This window comes from bacterium (assembly GCA_018830565.1).
GTDB lineage: Bacteria > UBA9089 > JAHJRX01 > JAHJRX01 > JAHJRX01 > JAHJRX01.
The window spans coordinates 1-16,547 of sequence record JAHJRX010000018.1; the positions used below are offsets into that span (position 1 = coordinate 1).

A 16,547-nucleotide genomic window follows, 5' to 3' on the forward strand; every position below is an offset into this window, starting at 1 on the left:
AGTGATTCCGCCGTTAACCCAGAAGCACTCGTGTCAATAGCTGAAAACATCTTCATCTTAATCTCACCCCCATAACAATTATTTCCGCCGTTAACCCAGAAGCACTCGTGTCAATAGCTGAAAACATCTTCATCTTAATTTCACCTCCATAACAATTATTTCCGCCGTTAACCCAGAAGCACTCGTGTCAATAGCTGAAAACATCTTCATCTTAATTTCACCTCCATATAGCACTTATTAATGAAAATTTGACATAGAGCAAATTAATTTAACTCTAAGCAAGTTTATCTTTTGTTACGCTGAAAACATCTTCATCTTATCTTGCCCCCGAAGCAATTAATTGTTTAAGAGAGGAAATTCTTTTATTGACCAAAGTAAATGTAGACTCATATAAGATTGTATTTTTAGCCAAATTAGCTATCTCGACATCTATATCTACATTATTACCGTCATTACGATAGATAGTATCATTTTCTCGTATAGTCTTTGGTGTTACCTTCCCAAAGTCTACTCCTACTTCTTCTTTAAACTTTAAATGATCGGGATGAATTCTTCTGGCCTTTATAGAACCGTGCCCTTCTAATGCTTTTCTAAGTTCTGATTCAAAACTTACCGCTGATCGTTTAAAGTTAGGAGTATTAATATTAGCTATATTATTAGCTATTACTTTATGTCGAAGCATAGCTGTATCTAACCCTTTTTGCAAGACATTAAAACTCTTCATAAATGATGACTTAGGATTATTAAATAACATCTTAAATCCTGACTAATTACTTGATATTACTTGATAAAAGTATCTTACTTGATAAAAGTCCTGACTAATTACTTGATAAAATTATCGGCTATTTTTGATAAATACTAAAGATAAATACTAAACTAAAATAAAAACTTAAAGAATGTATCTACTTAAATTATTATCTTTTACAATCTCTTTTAATCTTTCCCTTACATATTCTTCCGTAATGACTATCTCTTTATCTTTTAAATCAGGAGCTTCAAAAGATATATCTTCCAATACCTTCTCTATAATAGTATGCAGTCTTCTCGCTCCAATATTTTCAGTCTCTGTATTTACTAAGTAAGCAAAAGAAGCTATCTCGTCAATTGTTTTTTCAGTAAAACTTAGTTTTATATCTTCTACACTTAATAAAGCTTCATATTGTTTGGTAATAGCATTTCGAGGCTTAACTAAGATCTCTTTAAAGTCTTCCATGGTTAAAGAAGAAAGCTCTACTCTAATAGGAAATCTTCCTTGTAATTCAGGAATTAAATCTGAAGGTTTAACGTTATGAAAAGTGCCCGCGGCTATAAATAAGATATGATTTGTCATTACTGTCCCATATTTAGTACTAATACAAGATCCTTCCACAATAGGTAAGATATCCCTTTGCACTCCTTGACGAGAAACATCAGGGCCAGCTCCTTTATCTGAACTAGCAATTTTATCGATTTCATCTAAAAAGATAATCCCTAATTCTTCTACTTTAGTAATTGCTCTTTTAGTAATTTCATCCATATCGATAAGTTTCGAAGCTTCTTCATTAATTAAGATCCGCCGTCCTTCAGAAATAGTCTTTTTTTGTCGCTTCGTCTTTTGAGGAAAGATACTTCCTAAAGCATCAGAAAATCCCATATCCATTCCCTCTATGCCACTACCTGAAAATACTTCCACAATTGGTAAGACAGATTCTCTAACTTCTATCTCAATAACTCGATCTTCTAATAAGCCACCCTCCAATTGTTGTTTTAATTTTTTCCTTGTCTTCTCAAAACGAAGCAAACTTTCTTTTTCTTCTTCCTTGTTATTAGAGCCTTTCTTTTTAGGATAAGGTAACAAGATATCTAAAATCCTTTCTTGGGCTAATAGGTGAGCTTTGCCTTGAACCTTTTCTATTTCTTTAGCTTTTTCCCTGCTTACCGAAAGATTAACTAAATCCCTAATCATAGATTCTACATCTCTGCCCACATATCCTACTTCTGTAAACTTAGTTATTTCTATTTTTAAGAAAGGGGCATCATATAAATCAGCTATCCGCCGTGAAATTTCTGTCTTACCTACACCTGTTGGACCAATCATAATAATATTCTTAGGTGTTATTTCTTTTCTTGTTTCCAAAGGAAGCTTTTGGCTACGATAACGATTCCTCAGAGCTACAGCTATTGCTTTCTTTGCTTTTTCTTGACCAATAATATACTTATTTAATTCTTCAACAATCTGCTTAGGTGTTAAGTCCATAAAAACCTTTCTTTATATTAGTTATTATATTAGTTATTTTTTTACAATATTTCTATACTTATTTGATCATTGGTAAAAACGCATATTTCTGAAGCTAATTTAAGAGATTCTTTAACAATCTCCTCCGCCTTTAAATTAGAATAAGCAATTAAAGCCCTAGCTGCCGCTAAAGCATAAGGACCTCCAGAGCCAATCGCGACAAGACCATCATCAGGCTCGATAATTTCTCCATTTCCAGAAATTATTAAAGACTTTTCTTTATCAGCTACCGCTAACAAGGCTTCTAACCTTCTAAGAAATTTATCCGTCCGCCATTCTTTAGCCATTTCCACTGCCGCTCGAATTAAATTTCCTTTATATTCTTTCAGCTTTCCATCTAATTTATCAAAAAGAGTAAAAGCATCAGCCGCTGCCCCAGCAAAACCAGCTAATATCTGATTTTCGTAAATCTTTCTAATCTTCTTAGTATTTTTTTTCATAATGGTATTTCCAAAGCTAACTTGACCATCTCCTCCGATAGCTACTTTTCCATCTTTTCTAACAATAATTATCGTAGTACTTTTAAATTTATCCATTTATCCTCGCTTCTCTTTAAAATCCTTACCTTCAAGGTATCGCCATTAAGCTCGGGGGTGAGTTTTATCATAGACAGATTTTAACCTCTTGGTAGTAACATGGGTATAAATCTGAGTAGTAGATAGACTCACATGTCCCAATAACTCTTGAACTACTCTTAAGTCAGCTCCAGCATTCAACATATGGGTAGCAAAAGTATGCCTCAAGGTATGAGGGCTAATTCCTTTTTGAGCACATACTTTATTTAAGTATTTAGTTACTATCCCCCAAACCCCTCGGCTGGTAATTCTTTCTCCTTTAAAATTTAAGAATAAGGCTTTATTCTCCTCTTTAGATAAAGAGCTTTTTAAAAGATCATTCCTTTTCTCCAGATACTCATTTATGACCGCCAGAGCGTAGGAGCCAATGGGTAAGAGCCGCTCTTTTCTTCCTTTACCTACTACCAAAACAACCCCATCTATAAGATCTAAATCAGTAATACTTATACTCACCAATTCGCTTACTCGCAGCCCGCTACTATAAAATAACTCTAAAATTGCTTTATCTCGCCACCCTAAAACATCTTCTTTAAATTCTCCCTTAAAAAGTTTATTAATCTCCTCTTGATATAAGAATTTAGGCAGCTCTTTTTGAAGCTTAGGTGTAGCAATATACTTGGCTGGATTTTTTTTAAAATAATCTTCTCGACATAGATATCTAAAAAAAGAACGCAGCGAAGCTAATCTTCGAACTATAGTTCTTCGAGCATAATCTTTACTTTGGAGAAAACCTAAATACTGCCGCAATAAAGAGTGATTGTAATCTTGATTCTTCAAATTAATTCCTTTAAACTGGTGTTTAGTAAAATCGTTAAATGTTTGTAAGTCTTTTTTATAGCTTCTCCATGTATGGCTTGAAGCATTTTTTTCTACTTCTAAATATCTTAAAAAGTCTCTTAAATATTTTGGAAAATCTTCCATAAATTAATCTTGTCAACGTTTAGGTATCAGCCTAAAAAAATTTCAAGAAAAGAGGCAAAACCACTGAGACAAAACTAACTGCTGACACCTGACGGTTGAACGATTACTAATCTTTACTTTTTGCTTTTGACTCTTTCTTGCACTCTGGCTTGAGGCAGAATAAAGATTCTTTAGTCTTAATCTTTTTCTTAAACAACACTCCATTACAAGAAGGACACTTATTAAGAGTAGGCTCGTACCAGCTTACAAAATTACATTTAGGATAGTTGCTGCACCCATAAAATATCTTCTTTTTTTTGCTCCGCTTAATTACAACATCCCCATCGCAACCTTCGAGAAGACATTTAATTCCTATCCCTAAAGACTTAGTATAAGTACATTGAGGATAATTGCTACAAGCTAAAAACTTACCAAATCTTCCTATCTTTACCCTTAAATTTATGGAACAGCGGGGACATTGCTCTTCCACCTCTACTTCTCTGGTGCTTTTTATATCCTCTATATTTATTTTAGCTTCTTCTAAAGAAGAAGAAAAAGGAGTCCAAAAATTTTGTAAAATTTTTATCCAATCAGATTTTCCACTTTCTATCTCGTCTAATTCTTCTTCTATTAAAGAAGTAAAATTAATATCTAAAATTTTGGGAAAATTAGTAATCAAGAGTTTGTTTACTATTTTTCCCAAGTCAGTAGGATAAAATTTTCCACCTTCTTTTTGAACATAACCACGATTACTAATGGTAAAAATAATAGGCACATAAGTGCTTGGCCTTCCAATGCCTTTTTCTTCTAATACTTTTATTAAAGTTGCTTCGCTATAACGAGAAGGAGGTTGAGTAAAGTGTTGCTTGGGTTCTAATTTTAAAATTCTTACTTCTTCCTCTTTGGCTAATTTGGGTAATTTTTCTTTTTCTTCTTTTTCTTCTTTCTCTTCTTCTTGATATACCTTTAAAAAACCATCAAAAGTAATGATCGAAGATGAAGCCCTAAATAAATACCTTTCTCCTTCTATATCTACAGCTATGGAAAGATACCTGGCTGGTTCCATTTGACTGGCTATAAATTTACTCCAAATTAAGTGATAAAGACAAAATTGATCTTTATTGAGCTGTTCTCTTAATAACTGGGGAGTTTTTTCTATAATGGTTGGCCTTATAGCTTCATGAGCTTCTTGAGCCGTCTTTTTACTTTTATACTTTGGAATCTTCAAAGGAACATATTCTTGGCCAAAATTATTCTTGATAAAAGAACGAGCTTTTTCGGCAGCTTCTTCAGCTATTCTTGGAGAATCAGTCCGCATATAAGTAATTAGCCCTACTGGCCCTTCTCCTTTGATTTCCACTCCCTCGTATAGCTGTTGAGCAATTTGCATGGTTTTAGAAGCTGTAAAGTTATATCTTCTAAAAGCTTCTTGTTGTAAGGTACTGGTAATAAAAGGAGGATACGGATTCTTTTTTTGAATTTTTTCACTAACTAAGACCACCTTATATCTTTTTTCCTTAATACTCTCTAAAATCTCTTCTACTTCTTCTTTATTCTTTAACTCAAAGACCTTTCCATCTATTTTATAAAGCTTGGCTTTAAATACTTCATCCTTACTGCTCTTAAACTCGCCTGTAATTGACCAGTATTCTTGAGATTTAAAACTTAAAATCTCTTCCTCACGTTCACAAATTAATCTAACTGTTACCGATTGAACTCTCCCGGCAGAAAGATTTCCTCCTACTTTCTTTCTAAGAAGAGGACTAATCTTATAACCAACTAAGCGATCTAATATTCGCCGTGCTTGTTGGGCATTAACTAAATTAAGATCAATGTCCCTAGGAAGACTTAGAGCTTCTAAAACTGCTTTTTCTGTAATCTCATTAAAAGAAATTCTCTTAATATTTTTATTAACCAAACTTAACTCTTCAAAAAGATGCCAAGAAATAGCTTCTCCTTCTCTATCTGGATCAGGAGCTAAAAGAACTTCCTTAGCCTGGCTGGCTAATAACTTAAGATTTGAGATTACCTCTTTCTTTCCTTTAATAACTACATATTGAGGTTTAAAGTTATCTTTTATGTTTACTCCTAGTGTTTTAAGAGGCAGATCTTTAATATGTCCTTTGGAAGCACCCAGTAACCACAAGTTTCCTAAGAATTTATGTAAAGTCTTAATCTTAGTAGGAGATTCAACGACTATTAATGATTTTACTTCTTTCAATTTTACTCCAGGTAATCTTAATTTAAGATATATTTTTGACCCATCAATTGACGAATAAGTCCTTTTAGCTCAAGCTGCATTAAAACCCTTGAAATATTAACTATATCTTCTTTAGCTAAGATAGTTAAATCGTCAATATGAACAGAATCGTCGGTCATTAAATTATAAATCTTTCTTTCTATGGGTAATAATTCTTCCTTTAAATCTTTTTTAGCTCTACTTTCACCAGCCACTAACCCAAATTCTTCTAAGATATCTTCGTAACTAGTAACTAATTTAGCTCCTTGTTTAATTAACTTATGAGTACCTTGACTAAACTTGCTAAATATTCTTCCCGGTATAGCAAATACTTCTCTCCCTTGTTCTAAAGCAAAAGAAGCAGTAATTAAAGAGCCGCTTTTGGCCCAAGCTTCCACCACTAAGACGCCCATAGAAAGCCCACTAATAATCCTATTTCTCCTAGGGAAATTACCTCGTTCTGGCGGCGTCCCATAAGAAAATTCACTCACCAAAGCTCCTCTTTCTTCTATTTCTTCCATTAATCTTCTATTTTCAGAAGGATAAGCAATATCTAACCCACAACCTAAAACAGCGATTGTTCTTCCTTTTTCTTCTAAGGTACCTTTATGAGCACAAGTATCAATGCCTAAAGCCAATCCACTGACAATCGTAAATCCCTGCCTACTTAATTCCTTAGCCATCTCAAAAGCTACTTTCTTTCCATAAGAAGTAGCTAATCGTGATCCTATCACCGCTAAAGCTTTTTCTTCTTTCTTAATCTCTCCTTTTACATATAAGACTACCGGAGGATCAAAGATATTCCTTAACCACTCAGGATAGCTTTCATCTTCTAAAGTAATTATCTTGGCCTTATCTCTCTGAGCTTTCTTTAGCTCTCCTTCTACCTCTATCTTATTTCTAAACTTGCAGATATTAATAGCAATAACTTCTCCAATTCCAGGAATCTTACTTAAGACCTTAAAATCGGCCTTTAAGATTTCTCTGACATCTTTAAAATAATCTAATAAAATCTTAATTCTAACCGGACCTAAGCCTGGAATCTTATTTAAGATTAAAAAAGCTGTAACTTTTTCAACCATTTTAACGAAACCTTTTTAAACGATCATAAACTCTTACCCCTAAAGCACTAAGATTTTCTAAGGCTTCTCGTTGGTTTGGATCTATCTCCAAAGCCTTTTTAAAACAATCCACTGCTTTTTTATTTTCTCTCATCGCTTGATAAACTATGCCTAAGTTACTGTAATAACTAGCCACTATCTTTATCTTAGGAGGAGATCTCTTGATGGCTTCTTGATAACTTAAGGCAGCTTCATTAAATCTTTTTATTTCATAGTAACATTTACCTAGGGTCACATAGGCATTAATAAACCTTGGCTCTAAAGAGATAGCTTTCTTTAAGCATTTTATTCCCTCGTCAAGGCATCCTTTTTTAAAAAAATAGATAATTCCTAATCCATAATAAGGTAATTCAAATTCAGGAAAAAGTTTAAGAGATTTATAATATTCCTCTATCGCTTGATCCAAATAAACTTCCTCGACTCTTCCTAAATTAGCATAACAAATTCCTAAATTATAATGAACAAGATAATCATTTGATTGAAGTGCCAGCGACTCCTTATAATGCTCAGCAGCTTGATTCCAGAACCCCTTCTTTTTTAGGTGATCTCCCATCTTTTTATGAAGAAATTGGGTATATTGATAAGCTTCTATCTTTAAATTAATAACCTCCTCAAATTTTTTAATAGCCTTTTCCCAGTCTTCAGGTTTTTTACTTTTGGAAAGTTTAATGGCTTTTTTATAATAATCCTTAGCGACATTATCGCCACAACCACTGCTAAATACGGCTAATATTAAAGATACAACTAAGATAAATCGTCGCGTCAACATCTAATCTCCCTAAGCATCCTTTAGTCTCCCTTCCCATCCCCTTTAAAGGAGGTTGAGGGGCGTCTTAAATTATTCTCCTAATATTTGCAAAACATCTCTTTTTCGAAATCTACGGTGTTTTCCAGAACCAAGGCGATAAGCTTTTAATTGTCCTGAATTAGTGAATCTTCTCACGGTAACCTTGCTTACTCCCAAAAGATCAGCTGCTTCTGCCACTGTTAACATTTGATCCAGTTCTTTTTCTAAGCCAATATCTTCTTCGAGATTATCCATATAAAGACCCATCTTTTACTCCTTTGTTCTTTTCCTGATCGCATTTATAAATATTGTATAAATTTATAAATATTGTATAAGTTAATATAACTTTGTATAAAGTTGAATATTATAAATATTGTTTAATCTTGTCAAGTATTTTAATTAAAAATTTAACTTTAAATTGCTAAATTTGTAATGAATTTCTTAATTTCATCTACAACAATTCGTGATGAGCCGCAAAAATTATTTGACTATGTCAGGTTTATCTGCCAAAATGAAAGCCATTAAGATACTTGGGATGTAAATTAGTATTCCCTTAAAACTTGCCCAAAAAAAGAAATCGGCGGGAAAAAGAATAAGAAAAACTAACTTGGGGTAAGGTAAATAAAGGTTTCAGGTCAGCCGCAAAGATAAAATTGCACTTATGGTACTTCCAGTGAGGGAAAAATGCAGATTGGCGTAATTGGAGCTGGGGTTTGCAGCCAAGAGTTAGCTAAGTTAGCTTATGAAGTTGGCTATTATATTGGCCAAAGTAAAGCTATCTTAATCTGCGGCGGGTTGGGAGGAGTAATGGAAGAAGCTTGTCGTGGAGCTAAAGATGCGGGGGGAGTAACCGTCGGGGTGCTACCGGGTCTTAGTTCCACCGATTCTAATCCTTATTTAGATGTTAAAATGGTTACCGCTCTTAATGAAGCTCGTAACCTTATTATTGTTCGCTCTTCTCAAGCCATTATTGCCATAAGTGGAGAATATGGAACATTATCAGAGATTGCCTTTGCTTTAAAATTTAAGATTCCTATTATTGGACTAAAAACATGGAATTTAGGAAGTAATGTTCCTCTCTTAAAGGCTAAAACTCCTCAAGAAGCTATTCAGTTGGCTCTTAAATTAGGAAAGATTCATGAAAGTTAATCTCTATCTCCATACTCCTTTAGGCTCTCCTGGTAGTTAAATTTATCCTCTTTTTCTGGGGGTCAAAGTAGTTGGAAATAATATTACAGCCATTTAAAATAGGTAATATCAAAGAGAAAAATGCTCAACCAACTCAATTATCTTAAATTCATCTTAATTTGCAGCTTGTTTATTCAAAACTGTGCTCATTTTACTACATTTCCTAATCAAAATAAAAAAGGAATTAATCATTTAGTTAAAAAAGGAGAAACTATTTGGAGCATTGCTAATCTTTATAAAGTCTCAGCAGAAGAGATTGTAAGAACCAATGATTTTCATAAGATTAAAGATTTAAAAGCTGGCGATACCATTTTTATTCCTGGAGTAAAAAAAAAATTAGCCCCTCTTCTTTCTCACGATATTCTTCCTAAATTAAAAGATGAGGAAAACTTCATCTTTCCAGTAAAAGGAATTATTGTCTCTTATTTTGAACTGCGAAATGGAAGAATGCATCAAGGCATAGATATCAAAGCACCTGAAGGCACTGAAATTAAAGCTATTTCTAATGGTACAGTCATTTACTCCAGCAATAGTTTTCGTGGGTATGGAAATATTGTTATTATTAAACACCAAGATAATTTTCATAGTGTCTATGCTCATAATAAAGAAAATTTAGTTAAAATTGGTCAAAAGGTGACCAAAGGACAAGTGATAGCTTTGGTAGGCAATACAGGGAATGCTGATTGTTTTCATCTTCATTTCGAACTTCGTAATAAAGGAAAGCCGATGGACCCCTTAAAATTTTGTTTTTAAATCTAAAATTTGAGGAATCCCTTGTCCTTCTTGATTTTTCTGACAAATAAGATTTTAGTTTGTCGTAATTGAAGTTATAGTATTTATTAGTTACCCCAGTTATTAATTATACCAGCTGAACAATGAACCCTAATTTTATTGAACTTTCTGAGATAAAAAAGATTTACACTATGGGCAAGACAGACTTTCTTGCCTTGAAAGGGATATCTCTATCCATTGCAAGGGGTGAGTTTATTGCCATAATGGGAGCATCTGGCAGTGGAAAATCTACCTTGATGAATATCATCGGATGCCTTGATAACCCTACGACTGGCACATATCTATTGGATGGAGAAGATGTAATCACAAATAATGATAAGGAATTGGCACGAATAAGAAATAAAAAAATCGGCTTTGTCTTTCAGTTCTTTAATTTATTGGGAAAGCAGAGTGCTTTAGATAATGTGATGCTGCCCTTATTGTATTCCGGATTTTTAAGGAAAAACAGGAGAAAAATAGCCTCTGAGGCCCTTGAAATGGTAGGGCTTTCCACTAAACTAAGGAATAAACCGTCTGAGATGTCTGGCGGAGAACAGCAGCGGGTTGCCATTGCCAGAGCCTTAGTTAATAACCCTGAAATTATCTGCGCCGACGAGCCGACAGGAAACCTTGACAGCCAGACAAGCCATGAGATAATGGAAATATTGCTTGGCTTAAATAAAAAGGGCAGAACCATAATTCTTGTTACCCATGAAGCAGATATTGCGGGCTATGCCCAACGGATTATCAGGATGAAGGATGGGGGGATTGTGTAAATGGTAGCAAGAATTCAGAATACAGGAGTCAGAATACAGGAGTCAGAATGCAGAATAGCGTTGCATATACCTGTGACAGCATACCCTCCTGACTCCTTTCCTTTCTGTTCCCCTTCTGACTTCTATATTCTGAATTCTGTATTCTGACTTTGAAATAGGAGCATTGCATGAATTTCTTAGACTGCCTCATTTCTTCAATCAGCAGCCTAATCCAGCATAAATTGAGGTCATTCCTGACCATGCTTGGCATGGTCATTGGTGTCTTCGCCATAACCACTGTCTTGACTATCTCAAAAGGAGGTAAAGAACTTATCTTAAGTGAGTTTTTATCGGCAGGGACAAATATAATCATGGCTTTTAATGCTGAGATGGAGCAAAGAATGGATAAGCTCGCCTATCTGACTGAGGATCAGGTTATGGCCATGAAAGAAACAATCCCGCAGATAGATGACCTTTCCCCAATGTATTTTCTGATGACACCCTTAAAGGTAAAAGGCAGAATGAAACAAATAACGATTCTTGGGACACCAGAAAACTTTTTTCGTGTCAGGGGGATAAAGGCTTCTTCTGGCAGAATATTTACCGAGAATGAGGTCAGGCGGTGTGAGAGGGTTTGCGTGGTTGGAAAAGAGCTTTTTTATGATCTTTTTGGAAAAACAAGAACACTGGGGCAAGAGATCAGGGTAGAAGAGACATATTTCAGGGTAATTGGGGTAATGGGTCATAAGATGGAATTCGGACCCATGGATATTAATTCTGCCATAGGGGTTCCTTCATCCTGTGTTCAGAGGCTGCTGGGTGCTCGTGAGATATATGCGGTGCAATTTCTTGGGAAGGAAGGGGTATCTATTCCTTTGCTCAAAAATAAGATAAAAAATCATCTTAGACAAATATTTGGTGGAAGGGATAGGTTTGAGGTACATTCAGTAGATGAGCTTCTTTCGATGCTGGATAAGGTAATGGGTGTTATTGCTATTGTTTTGGGCAGCATTGCCGGGGTTTCTCTTTTAGTGGGGGGAATTGGTATTATGAATATCATGCTGGTCTCGGTTCGTGAGAGAACGCGTGAAATTGGGATAAGAAAGGCTTGTGGTGCCACAAAGAGCAATATCCTTTTGCAATTTTTGATAGAATCCTTAGCCTTATGCTCAATCGGCGGCGGGATAGGAATATTGGCCAGTATTGGTCTGGTATTGATAATCTCTGCTGTGATGAAGATAGCTTTTTTTATCTCAAGTCTGGCTATTATTATTGGGTTTGGGTTTTCCTTTTTTGTCGGCATCTTTTTCGGGGTCTATCCGGCATGTATAGCTGCAAAGACTAATCCAGTGGAGGCAATGAGGTATGAGTAATTGTTTAGCTGTCAGCTATCAGCAATCAGCAGTCAGCACTAAATATGCTGCCTTCTGCCTCCTGCTTACTGCCTGCTTCCCTATTATGGCAGCAACCTCTTATACTAAGCTCATCCATAATCTTACCCTGCAGGATGCAGTCAGGATAGGGTTAAAAAATAGCAGAGAATTGACCATGGCTAATCTGCAACAAGAACAAACAAAGGCATCTTTAAAGGAAACACTATCTCAGGCCTATCCAAAGATAATGGGTAATATAGGCTCTTCTTACATTAACCTGGAAAAGATAGGCGGAATTCGGACAGGGACAAGTCCTGTCCTTACAACAGACGGTGAAGGATACAGCAATAATTTGTCCCTTTCTCTGAACCAAATTCTATGGACAGGCGGGAAGGTTGCCAATGCCATTAAGTGCAGCCATAAGGAGATAGAGATTTCTTTATTGAAAATAGAAGAGGTGAAAAATGAAACTATCTACAAAATCGCAACCTCCTACTGGAATCTGAAGAAAGCTGTTGAACTAAAGAAGGCTTGCGAAAAAAGAGTAGATTATGCCGGTTTAATCATGGAGATTGCCTCTGTTAGATACAAAGAGGGTCTTATTCCAGAGGTAGAGGTTATGAAGCAAGAGGTAAATCTAGCTCAGGCAAAAGAGGAGCTGATAAAGGCATCATGCAGTGAAAAAATGGCCGGAGATAATCTCAGGAGCCTTTTGAGAATGGAAGGGAAGATAAATCTCATGGATGAACCTGCCTTTGTCCCGCTAAATATAGATGAAGAGAAAATAGTATTAGAGGTAATGACAACTAATTCAGAGATTGCAGGAAGAAAGGCAGAGACAAAGAGTAAGGGATTGCAGGTGAAGATAGCCAGGGCAGATTACCTTCCTAATGTCAACCTGATTGGAAGTTATAACTGGAGTGGTGAAAACAAGGATGGATTCAAAAAGAGCCTTGATCGGGTGTCAGAAGATTCCTGGACATGCGGGATAAACATTGAGATTCCAATATTTAATGGTTTCTACACTGCCTCTAAGGTGAAAGAAGCGAAACTAACCTATAAAGGGGCAGAAGAAAATCTCAATAGCTTAAAAGATAAGATTACTTTAGAAACAAAGGAGATTCTGGCTAGATTATTAGAAGCAGAGGAGAGGGTAAGGGTCTCTGAAAAGAATAAGGAATGGGGAAATGAGATCTTGGGGATCGCAAGGGTAAGGTATGAACTTGGTAAAGCCACTCTTTCTGAGGTAAAAGAGGCAGAGGAGATATTTATTCGTTCCTCTACTATGCAAATTGAGGCTGTGATTGATTATAATCTGTGCAGGATGAACCTGTTGAGGATTATGGGAAAGATAGGAGAGGGATTTTGAGTAACTGCTCAATATCCTGGGGCAATTCCAGAAAATTGAAAAGGTAAGCCTTTAGTTATCAGTGGTAGTCGCAGGCTTATATCCTTGCGTAAAATAACGCAACTTAAAAAAGGGAGCACCTCTGGCAGTTGCGACTAATAATTTCCACCGATTATTGAGCAATTACGATTTTTAAGACTTTTCGTAACTACTCAGGTGTAAAAAAGGAAAAAAAAGGGGGGGGACAGGGAAATGGAAAAGATAAATGAACCACAACGGCACAAAGACACGAAGTAAATCTATCAATAATCTTAGTTCATGAGTGTCTTAGTGGCAATCTCTCCAATTCTCCCTTTTCTCCACCTCTCCATCTTACACATTTAGTATAGCTGAATAGTTATGTTCCCATGTAATTACAAATGTGATTAAAATAACAATAGCTGAGTAGTTACGACTTTTCGAAGTTTTTAAAACTTCGAAAAGTCTGCGTAACTATTTGAAGGGGTTGGGGTATGAGTGATTTTGCACAATATGGAAATCTTTTGAGTGAAATAAAAAACTACATCCGCCAGGCACAGATAAAGGCTGTTTTTTCAGTCAATGCGGAAATGATTCGGATGTACTGGGACATTGGGTACATGATTGACGAACGACAGAAGTCAGAGGGCTGGGGTGCAGGTGTCATCCCAAGGCTGGCAAAAGACATTCAGAACGATCTATCGGAAGCGAAAGGGTTTTCGGAGCGGAATATTAAGCGAATGTTGGCTTTCTATCGTGAATATCCTGCTCTGGGATTTGTGCCACAGCCTGTGGCACAAATGGATAATAGTAAGCAACTTGTTTGCCAAATCCCTTGGGGACACAATATAATGCTTATGGAAAAAATCAAAGACCAACCCATGCGTTTTTGGTATATGGAACAAACCATTCAAAACGGCTGGAGTCGTGATGTTCTGGGTTTTATGATAAAAAGCAGCGTACATACTCGGCAGGGTAATTTAATAAGCAATTTTGAAATTACACTCCCAAATCCCCAGTCTGACATGGTACGGCAAACACTGAAAGATCCCTATATATTTGATTTTCTGACCCTTACCGAGCCTTTTCAGGAACGGGAACTGGAAACTGAACTGGTTAAACACATGGAGAAGTTTCTTGTGGAATTGGGCGCTGGTTTTGCTTTTATGGGTAGACAATATCATCTGACTATTAGCGATAAGGATTTTTATCTTGACCTGTTGTTTTACCATATTAAGCTTCGCTGTTTTGTGATTGTTGAATTAAAAAAGGGTGACTTCAAGCCGGAATACGCCGGCAAGATGAATTTCTACTGTTCCGTGGTGGATGATATGCTCAAGCATGAAAATGACCAGTCCACTATCGGATTGATTCTCTGTCAGACAAAAGACAAAATTTTTGCCGAGTATGCCCTGCGAGATATTCATAAACCGATTGGTATTTCAGAATACGAACTCACCCGCGTCCTGCCGGATAATCTTAAATCCAACCTGCCCTCGGTGGAAGAGATTGAAGCAGAACTGAGTGGAGAAAAAAAGGATAGGGATGAGTGAACCGAAAAACAAAAAGGAGCAGAATATGAAAAAATGGATAATATTAGCTGTGATTTTGATAGGAATAGTTGGAGTAGTTTTCTTCCTGTCCAAGGGGAAAAATGAGGAAAAAATTGAGGTGGTCAAGGGTGAGGTAACAAGGGGAGAGCTTAGCCTTAAGGTCTCTGCCAGGGGAAAGATTGAGGCAAGGGATAGGTTTGAGCTCAAGGCAAAGATTCCCGGGGTAATAATGTTTATTCTTGAGGAGGGAAGCCTTGTGAAAAAGGATGAGTCTGTTGCCGAAATAAATGACAAGGAGCTTTTGGCAAGAAAAAACCAAGAAGAGACAAATTTAATCAATTACAAGAATAATCTTGCCAAGCTTAAAAGAAGGCTTGACATTAGGGAGTTAGAGAACAGGGTAAAGGAGACAGAAGTCCTTTTTGGTGAGGCAGCAAGACAAATTGAGGCAAATAACAAGCTATTTGAAAGCAAGGCTATCTCTCTGGACGAATTAAAAAGAACAAAGGCAGATTATGACAAAATAGGGCTACAGCTTGAGATTGTTAGAACACAGCTTGAAGAGAAGCTTATTGCCCGTCAGGAAGAGATTACATCTACTCTTTCCTCTATCAAAGCCATAGGGGTAAACCTGACATCAATAGAGCAGCAGATCCTTTGGTCCAAAATTACCTCACCCATCTCAGGCGTTGTAACACAAAAAGAGATAAAAGAAGGCAGTTGGGTAAGCCAGGGACAGTTGCTTTCAGTGGTTGTGTCAGACAAAGAGTTTGTGGCAAAAGTAAACTTAGATGAGGTTGATATTGGCAAAATATCTGTAGGTATGGCTGCTTCTGTGATTCCTGATGCATTTTTGGGAAGAGCGGTTGCCGGAAGGATAAAAAAGATAGCACCCTCTCCAAGGCTTAAGGAAAAGATAAATACCTTTGAGGTGACCATTGAACTTAATCCCACAGACATTGACATCAGAAGCGAGATGCTTTGCGATGTGGTTATTATATCAGGCATAAAGAAAGCCGTTACAAAGATTCCTCAGGAAGCAGTCGTTAATATTGAAGGGAATGACCATGTCTTTGTTATCAAGGATAATATTGCAAGCAAAAGAAAGATAAACTTAGGGTTTAGAAACCCAAATGAGGTTGAGGTATTATCCGGCTTAAAACAAGGCGAAGAGATTGTCTTGAGCCCTCCTTTAGAGTTAAAGGACAAGGCAAAGGTGGCAATCAAAGAGAGTGAGGAATGAGCTTTATTCTACCAACTCTCTTTTTACTTTATTTTCATTAATAGGAACTATAATTAAGTAACCTCATTAGTAACAAACTTTTTAAAATCTTTATTTTTTTTTAAAGTTATATCTTTTTTTGCCGATATAAACATTAGTAAATGAATTAGCGGGATTTGGGTTCCCCTCCCAAGTTTCCCAAAGTTTCGTTAATTTATGAACTAATTTCTCACGTCGGGCTAAATGAAATGTAGCATTCATTTAGCCTTTTTTTTTGTTAAGTTTTTAACGGCTCTTCCGCCAGCCATTTTTTACTTTAGAAGCTGATGACTCTATAAAAGTAAAGAAAAAGAGACTACCAACTATGTTCAGTAAATTTCCTCATATTAAGGTTATGGCTGCTTCTGCTGGATCGGGCAAGA

General features: G+C 36.1%; 15 protein-coding genes. 7 read left to right on the plus strand and 8 right to left on the minus strand.

Annotated elements, in window-relative coordinates:
- Window positions 1-316 precede the first annotated feature (316 nt).
- From flgB to KJ849_01255, 8 genes are all read right to left on the minus strand, one after another.
- Window positions 317-754 carry a flagellar basal body rod protein FlgB gene (gene flgB, locus KJ849_01220; protein ID MBU2599194.1) on the minus strand — a complete coding sequence of 146 codons (438 nt, stop codon included), beginning with the start codon at window positions 752-754 and terminating at the stop codon, window positions 317-319.
- A gap of 135 nt (window positions 755-889) precedes the next feature.
- Window positions 890-2,236, minus strand: a complete 1,347-nt coding sequence (gene hslU, locus KJ849_01225) for an ATP-dependent protease ATPase subunit HslU (protein ID MBU2599195.1) — start codon at window positions 2,234-2,236, stop codon at window positions 890-892.
- 41 nt (window positions 2,237-2,277) lie between these two features.
- Window positions 2,278-2,811, minus strand: a complete 534-nt coding sequence (gene hslV, locus KJ849_01230; GenBank protein MBU2599196.1) for an ATP-dependent protease subunit HslV — start codon at window positions 2,809-2,811, stop codon at window positions 2,278-2,280.
- A 45-nt stretch (window positions 2,812-2,856) separates the two neighbouring features.
- Entirely contained in the window at window positions 2,857-3,771 is a 915-nt protein-coding gene (xerC, locus tag KJ849_01235) for a tyrosine recombinase XerC (protein MBU2599197.1), read from the minus strand.
- A gap of 106 nt (window positions 3,772-3,877) precedes the next feature.
- The gene (gene topA / locus KJ849_01240; GenBank protein ID MBU2599198.1) at window positions 3,878-5,971 is read right to left on the minus strand and encodes a type I DNA topoisomerase; all 2,094 of its coding nucleotides are present in this window, start codon (window positions 5,969-5,971) and stop codon (window positions 3,878-3,880) included.
- A 17-nt stretch (window positions 5,972-5,988) separates the two neighbouring features.
- Entirely contained in the window at window positions 5,989-7,071 is a 1,083-nt protein-coding gene (gene dprA, locus KJ849_01245; protein MBU2599199.1) for a DNA-processing protein DprA, read from the minus strand.
- Between the two features lies 1 nt (window position 7,072).
- Entirely contained in the window at window positions 7,073-7,879 is an 807-nt protein-coding gene (locus KJ849_01250; GenBank protein MBU2599200.1) for a tetratricopeptide repeat protein, read from the minus strand.
- A gap of 69 nt (window positions 7,880-7,948) precedes the next feature.
- Window positions 7,949-8,104, minus strand: coding sequence for a helix-turn-helix domain-containing protein (locus KJ849_01255; GenBank protein MBU2599201.1), 156 nt, complete (start codon window positions 8,102-8,104; stop codon window positions 7,949-7,951).
- Window positions 8,105-8,581: 477 nt separating this feature from the next.
- Between KJ849_01255 and KJ849_01260 the strand changes: the two genes are divergently transcribed.
- From KJ849_01260 to KJ849_01290, 7 genes are all read left to right on the plus strand, one after another.
- Window positions 8,582-9,046 carry a TIGR00725 family protein gene (locus tag KJ849_01260; protein ID MBU2599202.1) on the plus strand — a complete coding sequence of 155 codons (465 nt, stop codon included), beginning with the start codon at window positions 8,582-8,584 and terminating at the stop codon, window positions 9,044-9,046.
- 120 nt (window positions 9,047-9,166) lie between these two features.
- Window positions 9,167-9,838 (plus strand): peptidoglycan DD-metalloendopeptidase family protein, encoded by a 672-nt coding sequence (locus KJ849_01265; protein MBU2599203.1) that lies wholly within the window; start codon window positions 9,167-9,169, stop codon window positions 9,836-9,838.
- A gap of 122 nt (window positions 9,839-9,960) precedes the next feature.
- The gene (locus KJ849_01270; protein ID MBU2599204.1) at window positions 9,961-10,632 is read left to right on the plus strand and encodes an ABC transporter ATP-binding protein; all 672 of its coding nucleotides are present in this window, start codon (window positions 9,961-9,963) and stop codon (window positions 10,630-10,632) included.
- Between the two features lie 167 nt (window positions 10,633-10,799).
- A complete protein-coding gene (locus KJ849_01275) occupies window positions 10,800-11,984 on the plus strand; it encodes an ABC transporter permease (GenBank protein MBU2599205.1) in 1,185 nt (394 codons plus the stop codon).
- The gene (locus KJ849_01280) at window positions 11,977-13,353 is read left to right on the plus strand and encodes a TolC family protein (GenBank protein MBU2599206.1); all 1,377 of its coding nucleotides are present in this window, start codon (window positions 11,977-11,979) and stop codon (window positions 13,351-13,353) included. Before KJ849_01275 ends, KJ849_01280 begins: the two co-directional genes overlap by 8 nt.
- A 491-nt stretch (window positions 13,354-13,844) precedes the next feature.
- Window positions 13,845-14,903, plus strand: a complete 1,059-nt coding sequence (locus tag KJ849_01285; GenBank protein ID MBU2599207.1) for a DUF1016 family protein — start codon at window positions 13,845-13,847, stop codon at window positions 14,901-14,903.
- A complete protein-coding gene (locus KJ849_01290) occupies window positions 14,875-16,146 on the plus strand; it encodes an efflux RND transporter periplasmic adaptor subunit (protein ID MBU2599208.1) in 1,272 nt (423 codons plus the stop codon). Before KJ849_01285 ends, KJ849_01290 begins: the two co-directional genes overlap by 29 nt.
- Window positions 16,147-16,547 lie beyond the last annotated feature (401 nt).